Source organism: Corynebacterium canis, from assembly GCF_030408595.1.
Lineage (GTDB): Bacteria > Actinomycetota > Actinomycetes > Mycobacteriales > Mycobacteriaceae > Corynebacterium > Corynebacterium canis.
The window spans coordinates 2,519,868-2,537,311 of the sequence record NZ_CP047080.1 but is presented as its reverse complement, the minus strand read 5'-3'; the positions used below and the strand labels follow the sequence as shown (position 1 = coordinate 2,537,311).

Annotated in this window: 18 protein-coding genes; 14 read left to right on the top strand and 4 right to left on the bottom strand. The window is 61.3% G+C overall.

Translation table 11 applies throughout. From position 1 onward, the window contains the following. Nucleotides 1-42: 42 nt before the first annotated feature. On the top strand, nt 43-768 hold the full coding sequence (locus tag CCANI_RS11195) for a hypothetical protein (protein ID WP_146324432.1): 726 nt from the start codon (nt 43-45) through the stop codon (nt 766-768). 90 nt (nt 769-858) lie between these two features. Continuing rightward, nucleotides 859-1,608, top strand: coding sequence for a YwiC-like family protein (locus CCANI_RS11190; RefSeq protein WP_146324433.1), 750 nt, complete (start codon nt 859-861; stop codon nt 1,606-1,608). Here CCANI_RS11190 and CCANI_RS11185 read toward each other — a convergent pair. Beyond that, a complete protein-coding gene (locus tag CCANI_RS11185) occupies nt 1,605-3,023 on the bottom strand; it encodes a class I adenylate-forming enzyme family protein (protein WP_146324434.1) in 1,419 nt (472 codons plus the stop codon). The two genes, CCANI_RS11190 and CCANI_RS11185, sit on opposite strands and share 4 nt — an antisense overlap. A 1-nt stretch (nt 3,024) precedes the next feature. Continuing rightward, nucleotides 3,025-4,962 carry an ATP-dependent DNA helicase gene (locus CCANI_RS11180; RefSeq protein ID WP_146324435.1) on the bottom strand — a complete coding sequence of 646 codons (1,938 nt, stop codon included), beginning with the start codon at nt 4,960-4,962 and terminating at the stop codon, nt 3,025-3,027. Nucleotides 4,963-5,140: 178 nt separating this feature from the next. Between CCANI_RS11180 and CCANI_RS11175 the strand changes: the two genes are divergently transcribed. After that, nucleotides 5,141-6,139: a hypothetical protein gene (locus CCANI_RS11175; RefSeq protein WP_146324436.1), complete on the top strand. Its 999-nt coding sequence runs from the start codon at nt 5,141-5,143 to the stop codon at nt 6,137-6,139. Nucleotides 6,140-6,241: 102 nt separating this feature from the next. Here CCANI_RS11175 and CCANI_RS11170 read toward each other — a convergent pair whose 3' ends face one another. Continuing rightward, nucleotides 6,242-7,585 (bottom strand): nicotinate phosphoribosyltransferase, encoded by a 1,344-nt coding sequence (locus CCANI_RS11170; protein ID WP_425457333.1) that lies wholly within the window; start codon nt 7,583-7,585, stop codon nt 6,242-6,244. 78 nt (nt 7,586-7,663) lie between these two features. Between CCANI_RS11170 and clpS the strand changes: the two genes are divergently transcribed. From clpS to CCANI_RS11145, 5 genes are read left to right on the top strand one after another with little or no spacing between them, the layout of a single operon-like run. After that, nucleotides 7,664-7,972 carry an ATP-dependent Clp protease adapter ClpS gene (gene clpS / locus CCANI_RS11165; RefSeq protein ID WP_146324472.1) on the top strand — a complete coding sequence of 103 codons (309 nt, stop codon included), beginning with the start codon at nt 7,664-7,666 and terminating at the stop codon, nt 7,970-7,972. A gap of 7 nt (nt 7,973-7,979) precedes the next feature. Beyond that, on the top strand, nt 7,980-8,522 hold the full coding sequence (locus CCANI_RS11160; protein WP_146324438.1) for a DUF2017 domain-containing protein: 543 nt from the start codon (nt 7,980-7,982) through the stop codon (nt 8,520-8,522). 3 nt (nt 8,523-8,525) lie between these two features. After that, nucleotides 8,526-9,506: a P1 family peptidase gene (locus CCANI_RS11155; RefSeq protein WP_146324439.1), complete on the top strand. Its 981-nt coding sequence runs from the start codon at nt 8,526-8,528 to the stop codon at nt 9,504-9,506. Continuing rightward, entirely contained in the window at nt 9,503-10,129 is a 627-nt protein-coding gene (locus CCANI_RS11150) for a rhomboid family intramembrane serine protease (protein WP_146324440.1), read from the top strand. The genes CCANI_RS11155 and CCANI_RS11150 overlap by 4 nt, the downstream gene beginning before the upstream one ends. Beyond that, the gene (locus CCANI_RS11145; protein WP_146324441.1) at nt 10,126-11,172 is read left to right on the top strand and encodes a hypothetical protein; all 1,047 of its coding nucleotides are present in this window, start codon (nt 10,126-10,128) and stop codon (nt 11,170-11,172) included. The genes CCANI_RS11150 and CCANI_RS11145 overlap by 4 nt, the downstream gene beginning before the upstream one ends. Nucleotides 11,173-11,176: 4 nt before the next feature. Here CCANI_RS11145 and CCANI_RS11140 read toward each other — a convergent pair whose 3' ends face one another. Then, nucleotides 11,177-11,728, bottom strand: a complete 552-nt coding sequence (locus CCANI_RS11140) for an NAD(P)H-dependent oxidoreductase (protein WP_146324442.1) — start codon at nt 11,726-11,728, stop codon at nt 11,177-11,179. Between the two features lie 133 nt (nt 11,729-11,861). Here CCANI_RS11140 and CCANI_RS11135 point away from each other — a divergent pair, with 133 nt between their 5' ends. The 6 genes from CCANI_RS11135 (at nt 11,862) to CCANI_RS11110 (ending at nt 16,677) form a co-directional block, all read left to right on the top strand. Continuing rightward, nucleotides 11,862-12,515 carry a hypothetical protein gene (locus CCANI_RS11135; protein WP_146324443.1) on the top strand — a complete coding sequence of 218 codons (654 nt, stop codon included), beginning with the start codon at nt 11,862-11,864 and terminating at the stop codon, nt 12,513-12,515. A gap of 109 nt (nt 12,516-12,624) precedes the next feature. Then, nucleotides 12,625-13,320 (top strand): hypothetical protein, encoded by a 696-nt coding sequence (locus CCANI_RS11130; protein ID WP_146324444.1) that lies wholly within the window; start codon nt 12,625-12,627, stop codon nt 13,318-13,320. Nucleotides 13,321-13,338: 18 nt separating this feature from the next. Beyond that, nucleotides 13,339-14,136, top strand: coding sequence for a glutamate racemase (murI, locus tag CCANI_RS11125; protein WP_186750243.1), 798 nt, complete (start codon nt 13,339-13,341; stop codon nt 14,134-14,136). 61 nt (nt 14,137-14,197) lie between these two features. Next, complete coding sequence (locus CCANI_RS11120; RefSeq protein ID WP_146324446.1) at nt 14,198-14,968, top strand: MBL fold metallo-hydrolase; 771 nt, start codon at nt 14,198-14,200, stop codon at nt 14,966-14,968. Between the two features lie 178 nt (nt 14,969-15,146). Further along, nucleotides 15,147-15,809, top strand: a complete 663-nt coding sequence (locus CCANI_RS11115; RefSeq protein ID WP_146324447.1) for a hypothetical protein — start codon at nt 15,147-15,149, stop codon at nt 15,807-15,809. After that, a complete protein-coding gene (locus tag CCANI_RS11110) occupies nt 15,793-16,677 on the top strand; it encodes a hypothetical protein (protein WP_146324448.1) in 885 nt (294 codons plus the stop codon). The genes CCANI_RS11115 and CCANI_RS11110 overlap by 17 nt, the downstream gene beginning before the upstream one ends. The last annotated feature ends 767 nt before the right edge of the window (nt 16,678-17,444 follow it).

The following is a 17,444-nucleotide window of genomic DNA, read 5'->3' as shown; positions in this document are numbered from 1 at the left end:
GGTGTTCGTGGCCTTGGGCGCTTTCGTATAACGGGGTTGAGTATGAACGATTTGCACTTGGAGAACGCACGCTGGGCACCCGCCCAACTCGGCCGCGCGTGGGATCAGGCGTGGGGCGCGTTTATGCTTGCGCCGGGCTTATGGCTGCGCAGCGGACTCGTGTACTTAGGCATTGTGTTCGCCCCAGCGCTGGTGTATGTATTCGCATGGATATTTCATGGTGCCGTGGCGGGGCGGTATGCCTTGGATGATCTGTTGTACCTTCTCCCCAGCTTCGCCTTCCGGGTCAACCTCGCGGTCTTTGTCGTTTTCCGAATCCTGAACGTTTGTTCGGTCATTGCGGTGATCCTGTGGAGCGTGATCATTTACCGAAACGCAGCGCGTGTCGCCGCCGGAAAACGGCTGACGTGGCGTGATTTTTTCACTTGCTTTGATATCGTTCGCGGTTGCGTCGTTGGATTCCTGTGCCTAGTGTGCGTCGCGATTGGGGTGAAGATGTTTATCATCCCCGGTGTCGTGGTCTTTTGTTGTTGCTACTTCGCCCCAATGGCCGTGTTTTCGATGGCCCAGCCAACGGTGGTGGGTGCGTTCGCGGCGTCGATACGCATGCTGAAGGCCAATCCCGCGGCGACGTTGCTGGTCATCGCGGTGAGTTACGCGCTTTCGGCGGTCGGCGGAATATTCACCGTGGCCATGGTTTTGACGCTGCCGTTGGGGGTATTGCTAGGTACGTTCGCATTCCGAAACTCCGTGGTCGGCGCCCGCTGAGCCGCCGCGCAACGGTACTTAGGTGACACTCAGTTTTCGGGGCGTTACACTAGGACAGGCATTATTCACGGGATTTTCGGTGGTTAAACGATGAAGAAAAACAATGGTTGGGTGCCCGATCAGCACGGCGCTTGGGTCATGGTCCTCGTGCCAATCTTGCTTGGCGTGCTGTGGCATCCGGCCTGGGTGCACATTCCGTTGTTTATCGCATGGATGAGCGGTTACTTCGCGTTCTTTGCGCTCTCCCTGCTGTTGAAAGTGCGCGGCCCGCGGCGCAAGCGTTACCTGCCGGCATTGGCCACTTATGGCGTGATTTCCGCCGTATTTAGCCTCGCAAGCTTGTTCGTTGCTCCCCGCTTGCTGTGGTTCGCAATCGTGTTCGCGCCGCTCGTGGCGGTCGCGGTGTGGGAAGCGTATCGACGCCGCCCCCGCTCCCTCGTGTCCGGCCTGTCCACCGTCCTCGCCAGCAGCGCAATGCTGCCGGTCACGGCCGTCGCCGCCGGGAAATCTGCCGCCGATGTGTGGGTGCCCACCTTGGTCATCGCCCTGTATTTCTGCGGCACGATTCCCTACGTGAAAACCCTGATCCGCAAGAAAGGCGACCGGCATTGGCTTATCGGATCCGTCGCTTACCATGTGGCGTGCGTCATAGCGATGGGCGTGCTTGCGTGGTTGGGGCTGGTGCCGTGGTGGGGCGTACTGATTTTCGCATTGTTTGCGCTCCGCGCCTGGTGGATGCCGTATTCCGCAGGTCACGGCCGCAAGTGGCGTCCGCGCGACGTGGGGATCGGCGAAATGTTCGCAACCGTGGCGCTGCTTGCCGTGCTTTTTGCCAGCTAGCGGAACTCCTCGGCGAGCACGCGCCGCAGCGTTTTCCCGGCGGCCGAGCGGGGGATCTCCGACACATACCGCACCTCGCGTATACGTTCGTATCGATTGACGCGTTCGGCCATATATTCCATAATCTCCTGCTCGCTGGCGGTGCCGACCACCACCGCCACCGGCCGTTCCTCCCCGTTCGCAGCGTAGCCGCGCACCACCGCGCAATCCGCCACGCCGGGGCAACCCAGCAGGATCTTCTCCAGCTTCACCGGGGACACCTGAAAGCCGTGCGACAGGATCAGGTCCTTGAGGCGGTCCACGATATAAAAATTATCGCCATCGCGCCGCGCGAGGTCGCCCGTGCGCAACCACCCACCTTCGACAATGCTTTCGGTTGTCGCCTGGGGATTGTGCAGATAGCCGAGCATCACCTGCGGCCCCCGAATCCAAAGCTCGCCCTCCGCCCGCGCATCGTGCTTATCGACGTCGCGCCGGGTCACCGGATCCACCAAGCGCACCTCCGTCGCGGGCAACGGTGAACCAATCGAATCTATTGGCGTATCCGGCAGTTGTGCGATGTGGGTTACCGGCGATGCCTCGCTCATCCCATACCCTTGGTAAATCTTTGCGCCCACGCGGCGCTCCGCAGCCGCGCCGACCTCGGGGTGCAGCGCCGCTGCCCCAGAGACAATCGTACGTAGTCGCGAGAAATTCGTGTGTTCGACGGCCGGATGCGTGGCCAGCAGCCGGGCCAATGGCGGGGCGATAAAGGTGACTGTCACGCCGTGCCGTTCGTGGGCCGCCAAAAACGAATCCACCGCGAAACTTTGTGCGATTACCGTGGCATCGAGCAGGAGCGGAGTGTTCATCAGCGCGGTGAGCCCATAGATGTGCGTAAACGGCAGCACCGCCAAGCAGACATCGCCCGCGTCAACCGGCACTACTTTCGAAAATTGCACCGTGTTGGACACCAAATTCGCGTGCGTAAGCTGCACCGCCTTCGGCAGCCCCGTAGTCCCCGAACTCATGGGCAAGCACGCGACGCTCTCGGCCGATGGATAGGCGCCTGACCAGCGGTGGGGAAAGCTGCGGAGTTCGGCGATGGTCGCGGGGTCGATAATCAGTTTGGAGTGCGTAAGGGTGAGTTGCGCCTGTACGTCGGCCGCCGTGGCGTAGGTGGCTACGGGGGTGACGATCGCGCCGCACGTCAGCGCCCCGTGAAACGCCACGGTGTAATCGATGCTGTTCGGCAGGCGCAGCGCAACCACGTCCCCCGGTTCGATGCCGCGTTCGATTAGCGCCGCCGCCACGTACGAAACCTCCGTTGCGAGCTGCGCGTATGTCACCTCGCGGGCCTCGTCGATCATGGCCACCTTCGAAGGCAGCTGGCGAGCGAACAAAAGTTCGGGCAGGGAGCAGGAGGGGAAGTGCATGTTAGCTAACCAGTCGGGTCAGGGCCGCGCGCACAACGGCCGGATCGGTGGTGCGCCAAAACGGGGGCAGGGAAGCAAGGAGGAAGTTGCCATAGCGCTTGGTTGCGATGCGGCAATCGAGCATGGCCACCACGCCGCGGTCCGTGGTGCTTCGCAATAAACGGCCCGCACCCTGCGCCAATAGCAAAGCCGCGTGGGTGGCGGCGATCTCCATAAACCCATTGCGGCCCTTCGCATCGGCGGCCTTTTTGCGGGCCTGCAAGAGCGGGTCGTCGGGGCGGGGGAAGGGGATGCGGTCGATCAGCACGAGCGAACAGGAACGGCCGGGAACGTCCACGCCCTGCCACAAACTCAGCGTGCCAAACAAACACGTATTCTCATTTTTGGCGAACTTTTCCACCAGCGCGCCGGTGGCATCATCGCCCTGGCACAACACCTCAAACGGCAGCCGCGCCCGCATCGCCTCCGTCGCCTGCACCGCCGCGCGTTTTGAGGAAAACAGCCCCAGCGTTCGTCCGCCAGCGGCCATGATCAGCTCGTAGATTTCGTCCAAGCATTCGTTTGAAAGCCCGTCGCGCCCAGGTTCGGGAAGATGCCTTGCCGCATAGAGGATTCCCGCCTTCGCAGGGTCAAACGGCGTGCCCACATCCAGCGCATCCCACGTTCCGCGTGCCAAACCCCAAGACGCCGCCATCGCTTGAAAATTGCCGCCAAGGCTCAAAGTCGCCGAGGTCAAAACCACCGTTTTGCGCCCGAACAATTGCGAGTGCAGCAACCCGCCGATCGACAGCGGAGCCACCCGCAACGTGCCCTCGCTCCACCACACCACATCCTGGTGTTTTGCGGGGTTGACCTCTTCGAATACATCGAGAATCCGGACGAAACTATCGTGAAGATCAACGAGGTGATTGCCCAGCGTTACGCGCTCGGCGTGGCGGTCCGGATCATTTGCCGCCTCGCCGTCCGGGGCGCGCGACACCTCCACCTTTAATGACCACAGCGCGTCCCGGAGCGCCACGAGCGGCCCGTCCATGCCCGCAGGCAATCGCTCCCAGCGGCCCTCGCGCGCGGAATCCAGCGAAATTTTGAGCTCTTCCGCAAGGTCCGCAACCTTGTTTTCCGCACCGATTTTCGATGCCCGCTTTGCCGCAAGTTTGAGCGAAGCTACGGTGATCTCGGAGGTCGCCACCGCCGTGATTCTGCCATCCAATTCGTGCGCCTCATCCACGATCACGGCATCGTGGTGCGGCAGGATATCCACATCCGCGAGCGCATCGATGGCCAGCAGGGCGTGGTTGGTCACCACAACGTCGACGTTGCGCGCTTCGCGCCGGGCCTGTTCGCCAAAACATTCCTCCCCGACCGGGCATCGAGTGGCCCCCAAACACTCCTTGGCTGACACGCTGACCTGCCGCCACGCGAGGTCCGGCACGCCGGGTTCGAGGGTGTCCCGATCCCCGGTCGTGGTTTCATTCGCCCATTCGTGCAATCGGCGAATATGCTTGCCGAGCCACGAAATGTCCTTTTCATCAATCAGCGCTTCCTCGACGTCCTCGTCCGGCGCCAGCTTGTTTTTGCACAGGTAATTCGAACGCCCCTTTAGAATCGCAAACGTGGGGCGGCGCGACAACAGCGGTTCCAGGGCGTCGACAAGCCGGGGAAGGTCGCGATCAACCAGCTGCCGCTGCAATGCAATAGTTGCCGTGGAAACTACCACCGTTGAATTCGTTGCCTGCGCGTGCCTAATCGCTGGAATCAAATACGCGAGCGATTTTCCCGTGCCCGTGCCCGCCTGCACCGCGAGATGCCGTTCCGCCTCCAACGCCTGCGTTACCGCGTGCGCCATCCGTTCCTGGCCGGCACGTGGCTGTCCGCCAATACTTTCGACGGCCGCGCTGAGCATGTCCGCAGTCGAAGGCGCGGGCGGCTGGTCAGTCATCGGCAGGCTTTCTACAGCAACGGGTAAGGAGCTACCACATTGTAAAGCTTGCAGCTTCAACAATGGTCCTCCGGCGGGGTTAGCGGGTGTGCAGAACCGCGCGCCCACCAAAGGGCCTTTCCATTCCCCGCTGATTAGGGCACACTAATGCAAAGCGGCGCGGCGAAAAGGAACCGACATGATGCACCAAGTTGGCAACAACGAATACGTAACACGTGCGCGCAGGATCGGCGTGCGGCGAACGATCAGCCAGGGCTTTGCCAGCTTCCGCAAGGGGCTGCTGGGGCAAAGCGGCATTCCGGTTGGCGTCTTCCTCTGGTGGCTGATCGCCTCGATCTGGTGGATCCCACCCCTATATCCGCTGCTTATCCCGATAGTGTTGGCGGCGATTATTACGGGGCGAGGGCTGCCCGCGGCGTCGAGAAGCATATTGGCGGTGAGCTTCCTTATCGCCACGGTGGCGCTGAATCCGCTTTGGACCATGGTCGAATGGCTGGAATCTGTCGACGTGCGGGTGCTGCTGATGGGGCCGACCGTGTGTTTCGTGGTGTGCATCGCGGCGATGATGCAGCTTTCGATCGTGGGCGATGTGGCGGCGGAGCAACGTGGCGAACGAGAGTTCTATTGGATGGCTGCCGCTCGAAAGTTTATGCCAAGAGGGGAGGGCGGCGAATGGAACGCGCGTTTCGCCGCGGCCGAAGACCCGACGGAACGGACGCGGATCGCCAAAAGTGCAACCTGGCACGCGCTGAAACTCCGCGGCGCCGATGCTATCGGCAGCCTGCTCGGCGAACGCGGCTTAGGTTGGGGGCTACTCGCCTGGGTTGCGTTAGTGATCGTGGGCTGGTCGCCATTGTGGTTCCAGGTCACCGCGCCGGTGGTGGTAATCGCCGTTTTGTTTGGGCTGATCGTCAGCAGCGAAGCGACCCCAAGTCGGCGGGCAGCGATTGGCGCGTGCTTCGCTTTGGCGACCGGGGCCTACTATTACATGACCGTGGCGTGGCGGATCGGGTTTGATTATGCAGACGCCGGCAAAGACATTCCGTATGTGTGGGATTATGTTGGAACGGCATTGTTGATCTGGTTGGGATTCGGGGTCGCCGGGTTTGCCATCACTATGGTGAGCGCACTGCGGGGCATGCGGAAGGCCAGGAGCGCGGCCGGCGGCTCCGAGTAGGTTGCGGGCGGCCCGCCCCGCCGTCCACGCAACCCGCCCCTCCGTCCACGCGCCCCGCCGCCCAACGCAACCCGCCGCCGGGGTAAACCTCGATCCGACAACCTATTCGGATTCGAAGCCCACGAACCGGGTGTTCAGCACGGGCTCGTCGCGGGAGAGGGCGAGGCCCTCCCAGGGGAGGGTCACCAATTGTTTGGCCAGGTAGTCGCGCGAGTCCTTAAGCGTGGGCAGGCCGTCGACAATCGCGCCGTCGCGAATCAGTGGAACGGTGAGTTCGGTGGCGTGCAAGGTGCCAATATTGGGCTGCTCGGAAGCGAACGGATAGATAATTTCTTCGACGGCGGTTCCGGAGCTGCGGTGTGCGCGAAGGGCGCGTTTTGCCCCGCCGACGCTCTTTTTGTGCCGTGAGCGTTTGGCTACGGGCATGCCGTCGACTTCCACGAGTTTGTACACCATGCCTGCGGTGGGGGCGCCGGAGCCGCTGACTACGGAGGTGCCTACGCCGAACACGTCGACGGGGTCTCCACGCAGGCCGGCGATGGTGAATTCGTCGAGGTCAGAGGATACGACGATGCGTGTGTTGTGCGCGCCCAGCGAGTCTAGCTGTTGCCGCACTTGGCGGGTGAGTACGCCGAGGTCGCCGGAGTCGATGCGCACGCTGCCGAGCTCAGGGCCCGCCACTCGAATGGCCGTATCGACGCCGCGTGCGATGTCGTACGTGTCCACCAGCAGCGTCGTCCCCACCCCGAGCGCCTCCACCTGGCTGCGGAAAGCCGCCTCCTCGTTGGGGGTGCCGTCTTCGTTAATGTGTACGAGCGTCCATGCGTGCGCGGCGGTGCCGGAAGCGGGAATGCCGTACCGGTACGCGGCTTCGAGGTTCGAGGTGGCGTCGAAACCCGCCAGGTATGCCGCGCGGGAGGCGCTCACGGCGGCGTACTCGTGGGTGCGGCGGGAACCCATCTCAATGATCGGCCGGCCATCGGCCGCGGTGACCATGCGGGCGGCCGCGGTAGCCACGGCGGAATCCGCATTCATGATCGAAAGCACGACGGTCTCTAAGACCACGCATTCGGCAAACGTACCGCGCACGGTAAGCAGCGGCGAATACGGGAAGTAGAGCTCGCCTTCGCGGTAGCCATCGATATGGCCGCGGAAGCGATAGTTGCGCAGGTATTCTAGGGTTTGATCGTTGAGGAAATCTAGGTCTGCCAGCTGTTCGTCCGTAAACACAAAGTCCTGCACGGCCCGCAATACGCGCGGGGTTCCGGCGACCACGCCGTAGCGGCGCTCGCCGGGGAGGCGGCGGCCAAAGACTTCGAATGCGCACTGCCGGTGTGCGGTACCGTCGGCTAACGATGCCTGCAGCATGGTCAGCTCGTATTTATCGGTGAGCAGCGCACTTGAGCGATTTGCGGGCAAAGAAGATCCATTTGAGGGGTTATTCACGTCACCCATCGTAGACCTTAATACGGTGGTGCACAGCACGAAATGTATCGACCCACTAATCTAGTCCACATGAACGCGATGAGTACTCCGTCCGCCCCCATGGCGATGCCGGACCTTGACGAGCAGATCGAAGTGGACGTTGCCACGAGCGAAAACCTGCCCTGGATGTGCATCGTATGGGATGATCCCGTCAACCTCATGAGTTATGTCGCCTACGTGTTCCACACCGTTTTAGGATATGACAAGAAACGCGCCCACGAATTGATGATGCAAGTGCACACCGAAGGCAAAGCGGCAGTCAGTTCGGGTGAGCGTGACAAGGTAGAAGCAGACGTAAAGAAGCTGCAGGTCGCTGGCCTTTGGGCCACTATGCAACAGGCTGGGTAACAAAGAAATGGCACTTTGGCGGAAAAAGAAAGGGCTGATGAGGGCCCCCAAGTACGTGGCTACGTTCGATCCGATGGAGCGTGAAGTCCTGGGGGAATACGCCGCAATCGTTGCGGAGGCCCTGATTCAACGCTGCCGCACCGCGCCGAAAGACGATCTCGCCGAGCTTACCGGCATGCCGAGTGGGCACAAGGAGCCGCCGCAGGATCCGTCGCTCGCCCGCCTTCTCCCGGATTTCGAACGGGAAGGCGATGAGGAGTATGACGGGGACAACGCCCTGCTGCGGTCCCTGCACGAAAACGATATTTGCCGCGCCAAGCTGGAAAACCTCCAGGTGATCGCCGAGGCCCTCGGCCCAGACGGCGGCGTTTCCGTACAGGCGAGCGAGGCCCAGGCACAGGCGTGGTTGTATGCGCTCAACGATATCCGCCTCTATATCGCGTCTGGCGAGCTCGAGGGCGGGGAGGCCGTTGAGCAAGACCGCGATAACGTGCTGAACTGGCTCGCGTACAACGAGGAGTCCCTGCTTAACGCCATTATGGGGCCGTAGGCCATGGCACAGCGTTACCTTTCGGACGCCGGATACCTCAGCGATGTTCCGGGTTTGCATGTCGGGCACACCAGTTTGGGGGATACCGGCGTGAGCGTTATCGTTGCGCCGCAGGGGGCTACCGCGGCTGTCGACGTCCGCGGCGGCGGCCCCGGCACGCGGGAAACGGATTTGCTCGAGCCGCACAATACGGTCCAGCAAGTACATGCGATCACCCTGTCTGGGGGTTCCGCCTACGGCCTCGCCACCGCGGATGGGGTGATGGCCGAGTTGGAGCGCCGCGGCATCGGCTTCCCCGTGATCAATGACATCATCGTGCCCATCGTCCCCGCCGCCGTTATTTTCGATCTCCTCGTGGGCGACCCCCAGCATCGCCCCACCGCCGACGATGGCCGCCGCGCCGTGATCGCCGCCCTTGATGCACCCTCCCAAAACCACGCCGCCCAGCCCGAATCCGGCAATGTCGGCGCTGGTTGCGGCGCTACCGCCGGGGCGTTGCGCGGCGGCTTCGGCCAGGCGAGCGTGAAGGTCGGGGAGTTCGTGGTGGCCGCGGGGGTGGTGGCCAATCCGGTGGGCGCGGTTATTGATGCCCGTGATGGCTCGTTATGGGCTACGCACGATATTCCCCCCGTTGATCTCGCGGCGTTCGCTGAGCTGCGCCCGTTGGCCACTAAGCTGAACACTACGATCGGCGTCGTGGCTACGGACGCGCCCGTGAGTAAGCAGCAGGCGAAGCGCCTTGCCATGGTTGCGCATGATGGTTTGGCGCGCGCGATTCGCCCCGCGCATTCTCCATTGGATGGCGACACATTGTTTGCGCTTTCCACGGGGGAGCCGCGCGGTGTGCAGCTCGAAGACATGGTGCAATTGTCCTCCGCCGCCGCAGAAGTTGTGCACACAGCTATTATCGACGCCGTGACTTCCGCATCCCCCGGATACGGGCTCACGTGCTACCGAGACATAGCTCTGGAGGCCAATACATGACCACAACCAATAACCAACCCGGCACGTTGCAAAAGGGGACTCAGCGCGTTGTGGGCGCGCTGTTTCTCGCCATCGGCTACCTCGTGGTGATCTGGGCCGTTTTTCTTATCGACGCCGCGAGCGGGGGCGCCCTGCGCTTCTACGGCATCCACCCGCTGGACGTCAGCGGGTTGACCGGGATTTTCACTGGCCCGTTTCTGCACGCGGGCATTGAGCACTTGGTGGGCAATAGCATGCCGGGTGCGGTGTTTGTGTTCCTGATCGGGCTGTCGGGAAGACGGGTGTTTTGGGAGGTCACGCTGATCGTGATGCTTATCGCCGGGGCGGGCACCTGGGTGTTGGGTGGTATTGGCACGAACCATATCGGTGCCTCCGGGCTGATTTATGGGTGGTTCGCGTATTTGGTGATCCGCGGCGTGGCCAACCGTAGCTTTACCCAGATCGTGTTGGGCGTGGTGCTGGCGTGCGCGTATTCCTACTACATTTGGGGGATCATCCCTGGCACCCCGGGCATCAGCTGGCAGGGACACCTGTTCGGCGGCATCGGCGGGGCGCTGGCCGGGTGGTTTATTACTTCCGATGATCCGCGGCCGCGCGCCGTGGAGAAGCGGGTCCGGATATGACCCGACCAGGCGGGCCCGGCGACGACGAACCTACGGAATGGATCGGCCAGCAATCCGGGCACGTCGGGGCGCGGGGCCTCGGCGCGCAGAGTTTCGGAGCACAGGCTGGGGCGCGGGGGAATCGCGAGATCGGTTGGCCCACGGCGGCGGCGGGGGATTCGCTCTCCGGCGGCGATCCCCACGGTGCGAGCGAGGCGTCTGGCGCATCGCACATAGATCCGCCTACCGAGCACTTTGCCCCGCAATCCCACGCCCCGCAGTCTCACGGCCAGCCGCAGGCCGTGCAACCGCAAGCTTCCCTGCATGGCGGGGTCCACGGGGGCGTCGATAAGCAGTTCGGTGGCGGGTATTTCGCTCACGGTGAGGATGCGCACAGCGACTACGCCCCCGCCGGGGAATACGAGCCGGCCGAGGCCGCGGACGCGCAAGCTGGCGATGAATACGGCCAATCTTTCGGCCCGGACACTGGCGAACACGTTGCCTATCAGCGCCCTTCCAGGCAAAACACCGGGCTGTGGATTTTGGTGATGTCGCTGGTCTTGGTTCTTGGGCTGTTGCTCGGCGTGTCCGCGTATTTCTTGTACGCCGGTTTTCCGAATCAGCGTTCTAACGATCAACCTGCGGAAACCAGCGCCGGTGCGCCCGATAGTAATGCGGGGGATTCTATCGGCGAGGATTTGCCGATCACGTCGGACGCGGAACGCCCGCCGGAGGAACCTGTGGACGATTCGGACGGCTATGGGTCGCGGCCCACCGATGTTGACCTGCCGGCCGACGCGACCCCCGCGAACCTTTTCGCACGCACGGGCTATAAGAACGGCATGTTGTTTAACCTGTATGTGGCGGGCGGCGCTACGGACGAATTCGCCTTGTCCGTTCAAACTGAGTATCGAACCAAATGGCCGGGTTTCGATCCCCCGCGCGGGGAACATTACCTGAGCGTGGACGTCGCTGGCCAGGGCGAAGTGGATCTGGCGTGCAACGATAACGGCAGCTACGTCCTGTGCGCTACCGCCTCCGGCAAGAAGGTATATATCGTGTAGCGCCTCAACGCCCGTATTTGCGCAGGTGTTCGACGTAGTCGGCGGCGTTTTGGGCGAGCGCGGCGAGTTGCTCCGCGGAGGGTGCCACGTTGCTGTCCGGGCCGTGGAATCGGAAAACTGGCTGATAGTTGGCCTGGATGTAATTGGCCGTGAGTTCGAATGGCCGGAGGGTTTCCGCCACGGTGTAGCCGACCGCGCCGTCGTGTGCGTAGGAGCCTTCCGGGCTGCCGAATGATACCGCGATGCCGAGGTTGCGGCCGCGGAATGCGTCGCCGCCGGGTCCGTACGCCCATCCGAACGCGAGGACATCGTCGAACCATTGTTTGAGCAGCGGCGTGCAGTTAAACCAGTACACGGGGAATTGCAGCACAATGTTTTCGTGCTTTTCCACGAGGCGTTGCTCGGCCGCCACGTCAATCTTGCCGTCGGGGTATTCGCGGTAAAGTTCGTGCACGGTGAATTCCTCGGGGTACTGCTCCAATTCCTGCACCCAGCGCTTATTGACCACCGAACGTTCAATATCAGGATGGCTCACAATCACGAGCGTTTTTGCCATGCTTAAAGCTCCTTTAATAGGGACGGTATTCGGTTACGACCCTACGCTTTGAACCCATGCACGGCAGCACATGGCAGAATATGTTCATTGCGTAAGAGCAACCTTTCACCGGCGTAGAAACAAGGGCAATACCGTGACCTTTCACAACAATGAGCAGCCTCAGGGGGATGATCAACCCACCACGTATTTCCCGCCCGCGCCGGAGCCCGAATACGCCGCCTACGAGCAGCAACAGTGGCCTCAAGGTTACGAAGGGTACGCGGAATACGACGCCGCGCCCCCAAAACGCTCGAACGGGATCCTCGTTTTCCTTGGGGTTCTGGTTTTCGCGCTCGCCGTGTTTTCCGGCGCGGCGGCGCTGTATATTTTCGGCCCGCGTACCCCCGATCAGACGAATGCGCAGCAGGCTTCGGATTCGGAAGAGCAGGAAACCACCGAGCCGGAGGTGGAGAATCCGGCCGAGGAATTCGGTCAGCGCCTTGAGGCTTTGGATCGGCCGCAGCAGGCGAAGTTGCCTCCGGAGGCGCAGCCTGTGAACGTGGCTGCGAAGCAGAATCACCCCGCTGGGAACCTGTTTAATGTGTATAAATCTGGGCCAGTTTCGGATGAATTCGCAGTTGAAACTCAGTATGAGTACGTATCCTTGTATACGGAGCCACCCGCCGGTGACCATTTGCTTTTGGTGTTCGATTCGGGTGCCGATGATTTTGTGGAGCTGCATTGCCAGGATTATTCGTCGTATGTGCGCTGCGTCGCCCCAGGGAACCGATACGTGTATATCGCGTAGGGGTGCGCGCTAGCTCCGCAGATCTCAGGGTCTTGCCAAGCTCTTCTTTGTCAGGTCTACTCGTAGGAACAGCAGGGCCTAAGCCTTATATGCGGAACAGGATGCAGCGATGACCACCAATGGCTACCCGAAGCCCACCGGTAATTGGGGCGGTGGCAATAACGACCCGACCATGCAGTTCGATCGCGTAAACACCTCCAACGATTTCAGCTACCCAGACTCATATCAAGCGGAACCACCCTACGGGCGCAAGCAACGCAACCCCATGCTCATTGCGCTGATCGTTATTACTGTGCTGGTGTTTATCGTCCTTATCAGCGCCGCGATCTTCGCCTACCAGACCATGAAAGAGCCCCCGATCAGCGGCGGCACGGATACCTCCCAGGCGCAATCAACCACCCAGGAAGAAAAGCCCACCGCAACCACGAGCACACCGCGAACTTCGAAAACAACGGCGAGTACCACGACGTCGAAAAGCAGTACTACTACGCCGGGGGCGCCGCCGGGGTCGCGGCCCACTGAGGCGAACCTGCCGCCCGGCGTCGAACCTGTAAATAGTGCGGCGCGCAACGGTGCGGAGGCGGGGTATCTTGTGAACCTGTATAAGTCGGGCAATACTTCGGACGAATTTGCGAATGCCGTGCATCAGGCGTACCTGGCGCAGTATTCGAAACCCCCGGCCCGCGCGCATACGGTGACCGCGGAAAGCCCCGTGACGGGGAAGACCTACGAAATGACATGCACGGACGAAGGTTCGTTTGTGCACTGTACGGGAGGGGTGGGCGCGCACGTGTATATGGCGTAGCTCGCTACGATGGGGTGCGTGAATAATGCGCCCATAGGTATTTTCGATTCCGGTGTCGGCGGGCTGACGGTGGCGCGTGCGATCGTCGATCAGCTGCCGCACGAATCGATCATTTATATCGGCGATACCGCCCACGCACCATACGGGCCATTGCCCATGGAGACGGTACGCGCTCACGCCACCCGCATCGCCGATGAACTCGTGCGGCGCGGCTGCAAACTCATCGTTATCGCATGCAACACCGCAACCGCAGCCTTCCTCGACGAGGCGCGCATGCGTTACGACGTCCCTATCCTCGGCGTGATCCACCCAGCGGTACGGCGCGCGATCGCCACCACCCGCAACGGGAAAATAGGTGTGATTGGTACGGTAGGCACGGTCAACTCAGGCAGCTACCAACGGCAATTCGCCCAGGCGTCGGGCGTACAAGTGTTCGCGCAGCCCTGCCCCAGTTTTGTGGACTTTGTGGAGCGCGGAATCACCTCCGGCAGGCAAATCCTTGGGGTGGCGCAGGCATATATCGAACCCCTGCAAGCGGCGGGGGTAGACACGCTGGTGTTGGGTTGCACCCACTACCCCCTCCTAACGGGGGTGATCCAGTTGGCCATGGGCGACAATGTGACGCTTGTCTCCAGCGCCGAGGAAACTGCAAAGGACGTGCTGCGGATACTGAGCGAACGGGACATGCTTGCGAGCGAGGGGTACACGGCGACGCGGACATTCGAATCTACGGGTGATCCGGCCCTGTTTGCCCAGTTAGCGGAGCGCTTCCTTGGGCCGCATGTGACGGAAGTAAGTTTATTGGAAGGGATGTAATCTTCGCGGCTTCCACGCCATTTGAATACGCCATTTGGGGGATTCGTGGCAAAGTAACCGTATGAAGTTGACCATTCTCGGGTGTAGCGGCAGCTTAAGTGCGCCCGGCAATCCTGCCTCCGGCTACCTCATCACGGTGGACAACGCCCCGTCGGTGCTTATGGACATCGGACCTGGCGTTCTCGCCAGCCTGCAGGAGGTTCAAAACCCCTCCGACACCCACGTAGTGTTAAGCCACCTCCACCCGGACCATTGCCTGGATTTCCCCTCCTTGCTGGTGTGGCGGCGGTACCATCCGACCGCGCGCGCAGAGCAACGCCACCTTTGTATCGGGCCCATGGATACGACCCACCGCCTGGGGATGCTTTCGAGCGACGACCCCGACGGCGTCGATGATATGTCCGATAGTTTCGCCATTACGTCGTGGGTGGCGCGGCAATCCGAAATCGTGGATAGATTGCGCATTACCCCTTACCCGACCGTGCATCCGATCGAGTCTTATGCGATGCGCGTGGTAGAGCCCCACACCGGTGCCGTTCTCGCATACTCTGGCGATTCCGCATACACCGACGAACTTATCGAATGCGCCGCGGCCGCCGACCTTTTCTTATGTGAAGCCACCTGGGGCGCCAGCAGCGAGGGCATGACACCCAATATTCACATGTCCGGCGCCGAGGCGGGGCGCATCGCCCAAAAGGCAGGCGTACGCGAGCTTGTGCTGGTGCATATTCCGCCGTGGGGCGACCCCGAAGGTGCTAAAACCGCAGCTGAGGCCGAATTTGACGGCAAGGTGACCATTGGGCGGCCCGGGATGGAGTTTACGTTCCTGTGATAGTCTGCGCGTGCGCTATTAGGTGAGCGTCGCGTTTATTTTGGGTTGTGAATGAGTGCCACAGGGGTTGTTTATAAACCTTAAGGTAAGCTTGGATTCCGCTAGTAATTAGATTTTAGTAGCGGTGGGATTTTCGCGCGGGCGATGATCTCACTACACGCGTGAGGAGAACTACACGGTGAGCAGCCAATATCCGGGCCAAGGTGGTCAACCAAATCCGAATAACCTGCCGCAATACAGGGTGCCGAACAATCCGCCGCAAGCTCAACCGCAGCAGCCCCAACCGCAGCAGCCGTTTTACCCGCAACCCATGCCCAGCCAACAGCAACCGTCCGGTGGTTCGCGCGCCGGGCTGATTATTGTGGCCGTCCTTGCGGTGATCTTTGTGGCCGGTGGCATCGGCACCGCGATCTATTTCCTTTCGGGCAGCGTGACCGATTTCGTGGGCAAGGTCACGGGCTCCGCGACGACGACCTCCGTGCAAGCTCCTCAATCTAGCGCGGCTGCGGCGACTCGTGCGCCGAAAACCGTCACCCCCACTTCGGCGGCGAATCAGGCTGTGAATTTGCCGGTAGATGCCGTGCCGGTGAACGAAAACGCAATGCGTAATGATCCGCCGGGAAGCTACCTTAATTTGTACAAGTCCGGTCCCACTTCGGACGAGTTTGCGCACAGCGTTCATAACGCATACCTGCAGCGTTACTCCACCCCGCCCGAGCGGATGCATACCGTGGATGCTTATTCCCCCGTCACGGGTCGAATTTACACAATGCATTGCCAAAAGCGCGGTCAGATGGTGCACTGTCAAGGTGGCAACGACGCGAATGTCTATTTCCAATAGTGTCAAATTAATCAGCGTTTTCCTGGCGGCGGCGACCGCGACGGCGTGCACGATCGGCACCCCGAAGCCCACGTCTGCGCCGAGTCCGACCGTATCCTCCAGCGCCGCTCCGACCGCCGTGTCCAGCAACCCCGGAATCGAGCACGTGTACGACACGGTTACCGACCTCGAACACCAGGGCCATAGCGTCGGCATCGTTGTCCTCGGCGAGGAAGGCGCTGCCCAATTCGGCGCCTTGCGAGAGGGCCCCGCATGGTCCACAGCCAAAGTTCCGCTCGCCACAGCCGTCCTTCAAAGCGAACACTCTGCCGAATCCACTCCGCTTATCGACGCCGCGATACGCGAGTCCGACAACAACGCCGCTGACACCATGTGGAACTCGCTCGGAACGCCCGATCAGGCCGCCTTAAAAGTCTCCGAAGTGATCCATCGCGCCGGTGATGGCCGCACCCAAGTGCCTTCTGAACAGCTGCAACCCGGTTTCTCTGTGTTCGGGCAGACGCGCTGGGATCTCGCCGGGCAGGCAAAATTCCTCGAAGGCTGGCGTTGCGACCCCGCAGCCGCCCCGGTTTTAGCCGCCATGCGTGATGTGGTCAGCGAGCAACGTTACGGCCTCGGGCGTATCGAACACACTGCCGTAAAAGGGGGTTGGGGTCCAGATCCCGATGGCAAGTATTTGGTCCGCCAATTCGCCTTGGTCCCATGGGCCGGCGGTGACATAGCCGTGGCAATCGCGGTGCAACCCCAAGACGGAAGCTACGAAACCGGCAAAACCCTCCTCGATGTTCTTACCGAAAGCATGCGGGAGTTCCTCGCCGCCCCACCCGGCCAATCCAATTGGAAACCCTTCGCCCCCTGCGGCACCTAACTCTTTAACCGCCCACTTCAATCGCCTCGCTCGGACGTCCGCCTCGGCCCTCGGTCGGGCCCTCGGTTCCGCGACCTCGGTCGGGTTCTCGGCTCGACTGCCTCGGAAGCGATGGGTTGTGCGCTGCGCGTGAGGTTTTTTACACACGAATCCCGGATTCTGTGTAATTTTCATCGCTCAGGACCGCCTGAGGCCGTCGGTGCGACATTTTTTACACAGATTTCGGGATTTTGATGTAAAAAATATCGGTAGACACCGTTCAACTCCGGATGGGACGATAGGTTGTGTGTGACCGACCATATCAAAATGGGGCACGAAAGGCAATTCGGCAATGGTTCAACAAGAGTGCCAAATTTCGAGGGCTCAGCGGGGTTGCTACGGCGATTCTCTGGAAAACATTGGCATGTAAAACATTTATGGCCAAATTGAATTAGGCTAGGGGTCGACGTGAGGTGAGCCGTCGGCGGGCAGGTAATTGTCGCCTAAGCGACTGGCAGTCGGGGTTGGGTTCTCCTAATTCGGCGGGCTGCCGGGCGAGGGAGTCCATTCACAGTCCTTGTTTGAGTGACCAAGAACGCTTCAAAAATATTCTCCTGGGCCGACTCGTTGTTGCGCGCCATCGGTAGCGGCCGTTTGGAAAACACTGGAAACGACATCGGTTGTGCGCCGCCGGAGTGTACTGCCGGACTCCACACCACACGCCCATGTACGATCTGCCTCGCCGCACAGGATCTGCCTCGCTTTCGGGCCGGATTATCCTGAGGAAA

Coding starts and splice junctions, on each gene's coding strand:
- CCANI_RS11195 (WP_146324432.1), top strand. CDS start 43: ATGAACGATTTGCACTTGGAGAACGCACGCTGGGCACCCGCCCAACTC.
- CCANI_RS11190 (WP_146324433.1), top strand. CDS start 859: ATGAAGAAAAACAATGGTTGGGTGCCCGATCAGCACGGCGCTTGGGTC.
- CCANI_RS11185 (WP_146324434.1), bottom strand. CDS start 3,023: ATGCACTTCCCCTCCTGCTCCCTGCCCGAACTTTTGTTCGCTCGCCAG.
- CCANI_RS11180 (WP_146324435.1), bottom strand. CDS start 4,962: ATGACTGACCAGCCGCCCGCGCCTTCGACTGCGGACATGCTCAGCGCG.
- CCANI_RS11175 (WP_146324436.1), top strand. CDS start 5,141: ATGATGCACCAAGTTGGCAACAACGAATACGTAACACGTGCGCGCAGG.
- clpS (WP_146324472.1), top strand. CDS start 7,664: ATGAGTACTCCGTCCGCCCCCATGGCGATGCCGGACCTTGACGAGCAG.
- CCANI_RS11160 (WP_146324438.1), top strand. CDS start 7,980: ATGGCACTTTGGCGGAAAAAGAAAGGGCTGATGAGGGCCCCCAAGTAC.
- CCANI_RS11155 (WP_146324439.1), top strand. CDS start 8,526: ATGGCACAGCGTTACCTTTCGGACGCCGGATACCTCAGCGATGTTCCG.
- CCANI_RS11150 (WP_146324440.1), top strand. CDS start 9,503: ATGACCACAACCAATAACCAACCCGGCACGTTGCAAAAGGGGACTCAG.
- CCANI_RS11145 (WP_146324441.1), top strand. CDS start 10,126: ATGACCCGACCAGGCGGGCCCGGCGACGACGAACCTACGGAATGGATC.
- CCANI_RS11140 (WP_146324442.1), bottom strand. CDS start 11,728: ATGGCAAAAACGCTCGTGATTGTGAGCCATCCTGATATTGAACGTTCG.
- CCANI_RS11130 (WP_146324444.1), top strand. CDS start 12,625: ATGACCACCAATGGCTACCCGAAGCCCACCGGTAATTGGGGCGGTGGC.
- CCANI_RS11120 (WP_146324446.1), top strand. CDS start 14,198: ATGAAGTTGACCATTCTCGGGTGTAGCGGCAGCTTAAGTGCGCCCGGC.
- CCANI_RS11110 (WP_146324448.1), top strand. CDS start 15,793: ATGTCTATTTCCAATAGTGTCAAATTAATCAGCGTTTTCCTGGCGGCG.